We start from the raw sequence: 2,915 nt of genomic DNA on the forward strand, positions 1-2,915 counted from the left end.
CCGGCCGCGCCGGCCACCCGGTTGGCACCTCACCGGTGAGAGGATTCCGTGCGGCGCTGGCGGGTTCCTGGTCCCGGCGTCGACGGGAGCTGGGAGACCCCGGGGCAGTCGATCGAGGGCCCCGGGGAGCGGCCCCGGCGTCGGGGGCACCGGGTCCTCCGCCGTCGCGGGCGGGGCCGGTGGCCCGGCCGGCGCGACGTGCTCGCACCGGGCAACGACATGCGATGGGATGCGACCGAGCCGGCGGGGTGGTGAGTTCAGCCCCGGCCGGAGGGGGCCGTCGTGGAGGCGGCCCCGCCGCCGGGCACCAGGTTCGTGGTCCCCGTGGTGGTGGCGCAGCCGTGGCACGAGGAGCTGGCCTGCTGGCCTCGGCGTGACCCGGGGTGCCCGCTCTTCCCGGTGGGGTGCGCGTCCGGTCGCTGGCTACCGGGGTGGGAGGATCCGTGCCGGCGAGCGCCCGCGTGCCTCGGTCCGGACCCCGCGCCGCCCGACCGGGCCTGCCACCCAAGGACCTCGCCCCCCGGATCGCCCCGCACGTCGCCGCAGTCCTGCGCGCCGCGCCACCTGCCCGGCCAGCCGAGTCGGCCTGCGGCGCGTCCAGGTCCCGCCTGCCCGGCCTGGACCAACGCGCCCACGGGCGCGCGGTGAACCGGTCGCGGGCAACCCGGAGGCGCCTCGGCCGCGAAGGACGGGCATGAGGGACCACCAGAACGCGCCCCGACCGCCGCGAGGAACGTCCTGCCTGACCGGACTGCTGTCCGTGGCCGCCGCGCTCGGTACCGGCCACCTGCTGGCCGGTCTCACCGGTGAGCCCGGTTCCTCGCCCTTCCTCGCCGTCGGGAACACCGCCATCGACCTGGCCCCGGAGCCCGTCAAGGACTTCGCGATCACCACCTTCGGCGAAGCGAACAAGACCGCGTTGCTCGTGGGGATGGCCGTCGTCCTCGCGGTGCTCGGCGCCGCCAGCGGCCTCGCCGCCCGTCGGGATCCGCTCCCCGGCCTCGTCCTGGTCGGGCTCGGCGGGGCGGCCGGGGCCCTCGCCACGCTGGGCCGACCCGACCTGCCCGCCTGGGCCGTGGCCGTGCCGCTCTCGTCGGCCGTGGTGGGTGGCGTGGTGTTCGCACTGCTCCGGTCGGCCTCCCGCCCGCACGGTTCCCGGGAGGGCACCGGGACGGACCCGGCCGCGACCGGCGCGGGACTAGGGCGCAGGCGGCTCCTGGTGTCCACCGGGGCGGTCGGGTTGGGTTCGGCGGCCGCCGCGCTGGGAGGTCAGGCGCTGACCGGTCGAGGCGGGCTGGAGGAGTCCCGGCGGGCGGTCACCGCTCGCCTCCCGGCCGCCGCGCCACCACCGGGCGGAGCCGACTTCGCCGACCAGGGGACCCCGACGTTCATCACGGCCAACGACGACTTCTACCGGGTCGACACCGCGCTGCGCGTGCCGCACCTGCGCGCCGAGGACTGGCGGTTGCGCGTGCACGGCCTGGTCGAGCGGGAACTGGTCCTGAGCTTCGACGACCTGCTCCGCCGCCCCTGGCGGACCGAGGTGATCACCATGACCTGCGTCTCCAACGAGGTCGGCGGTCCCTACGTCTCGACGGCCGAGTTCGTCGGCGTCCCCGTGGCCGACCTCCTGCGGGAGGCGGGAGTCCGGCCGGTGGCCGAGCGGGTGTTCAGCGCCAGCGCGGACGGCTACACCGCCGCGACTCCGGTGGAGACCCTGCTCGATCCCGACCGGGTGGCCCTGCTCGCCTTCGGGATGAACGGGGAGGCCCTGCCCCCCGAGCACGGCTTTCCCGTTCGCATGGTCACCGCCGGCCTGTACGGCTACGTGTCCGCCACCAAGTGGGTGGTCGATCTGGAACTGGCCACCCGCGAACGCCGCACCTACTGGGAGGAGCGGGGCTGGGCCGAACGCGCGCCGATCAAGACCCAGTCCCGCATCGACTCGCCCCGGGGGTTCGACACGATCCCCGCCGGCAGGACCACGGTCGTCGGCGTCGCCTGGGCCCAGACGACGGGAACCGACCGGGTCGAGGTGCGGGTGGACGACGGGCCGTGGCAGCCGGCGACGCTGGCCCGGGAGGTCAACCCCGACACCTGGCGCATGTGGCGGGCCGAGGTCGACCTCGCTCCCGGCAGCCACCGCATCGCCTGCCGGGCCACCGACCGGAACGGCCACACCCAGCCCGAGGAACGGGTCGGCACCGTGCCCGACGGGGCGACGGGCTGGCACTCGGTCGTCTGCACCGCCGAGTGAGGGCTCGGGAGGAACGTCACGATCCGGAGCAACACCTCCGGGCGAACGCCCCGAATACCCCGTGAAGTCCCAGAAAGAGACCGAGGAGGAACGATCCGATGCGGACCACGCGACGCACCGCCCTGGTTGGCGGTGTCACCGCCTCGGCCCTGCTGCTCGCCGCCTGCGCGAACGGCGAGGAGGAAGCCCAGGACACCACGCCGGGAACGGACACCGGCACGGTGACCAGCGCCCCGGCGCAGCCGGAGGAGGACACCTCGGCGGAGGGGGGATGGCCGGCGACGGGGTGACCACCGCCGCCGACGTGTACGGGCCGGGCTGCGACCAGGTTCCCACCGACCCGGAGGACCCGGGTTCGGTCGAGGGCATGACCGACGACCCGGTGGGCACCGCGGCGAGCAACAACCCGCTGCTGACCAACCTGACCGCGGCCGTCGAGGCCGCCGGCCTCGGGGACACCCTCAACGACACCGGGGCCAGCTACACGGTCTTCGCGCCCGCCGACCCGGCCTTCGAGGCGATCCCCGAGGACGAGCTGACCGCGCTGCTGAGCGACCCGGAGCGGGCGGACGACCTCACCGGCGTGCTGACCTACCACGTCGTCCCGGAGCGGTTGGACGCCGACGGCGTCGCCCAGCGGGGGCTCCTCGACACCGTG

3 protein-coding genes are annotated in these 2,915 nt (G+C 75.5%); all 3 read left to right on the forward strand.

Translation table 11 applies throughout. From position 1 onward, the window contains the following. Window positions 1-694: 694 nt before the first annotated feature. Complete coding sequence (locus tag ACTIDRAF_RS0221985; protein ID WP_016700866.1) at window positions 695-2,257, forward strand: molybdopterin-dependent oxidoreductase; 1,563 nt, start codon at window positions 695-697, stop codon at window positions 2,255-2,257. 98 nt (window positions 2,258-2,355) lie between these two features. Then, the gene (locus ACTIDRAF_RS0221990; protein ID WP_016700867.1) at window positions 2,356-2,547 is read left to right on the forward strand and encodes a hypothetical protein; all 192 of its coding nucleotides are present in this window, start codon (window positions 2,356-2,358) and stop codon (window positions 2,545-2,547) included. Then, window positions 2,529-2,915 (forward strand): fasciclin domain-containing protein (locus ACTIDRAF_RS30485; protein WP_016700868.1); only part of this gene is annotated, 387 nt, incomplete at its 3' end. The genes ACTIDRAF_RS0221990 and ACTIDRAF_RS30485, both read left to right, overlap by 19 nt.

This window comes from Actinoalloteichus spitiensis RMV-1378, from assembly GCF_000239155.1.
In the GTDB taxonomy this organism is placed as follows: domain Bacteria; phylum Actinomycetota; class Actinomycetes; order Mycobacteriales; family Pseudonocardiaceae; genus Actinoalloteichus_B; species Actinoalloteichus_B spitiensis.

Coding starts and splice junctions, on each gene's coding strand:
- ACTIDRAF_RS0221985 (WP_016700866.1), top strand. CDS start 695: ATGAGGGACCACCAGAACGCGCCCCGACCGCCGCGAGGAACGTCCTGC.
- ACTIDRAF_RS0221990 (WP_016700867.1), top strand. CDS start 2,356: ATGCGGACCACGCGACGCACCGCCCTGGTTGGCGGTGTCACCGCCTCG.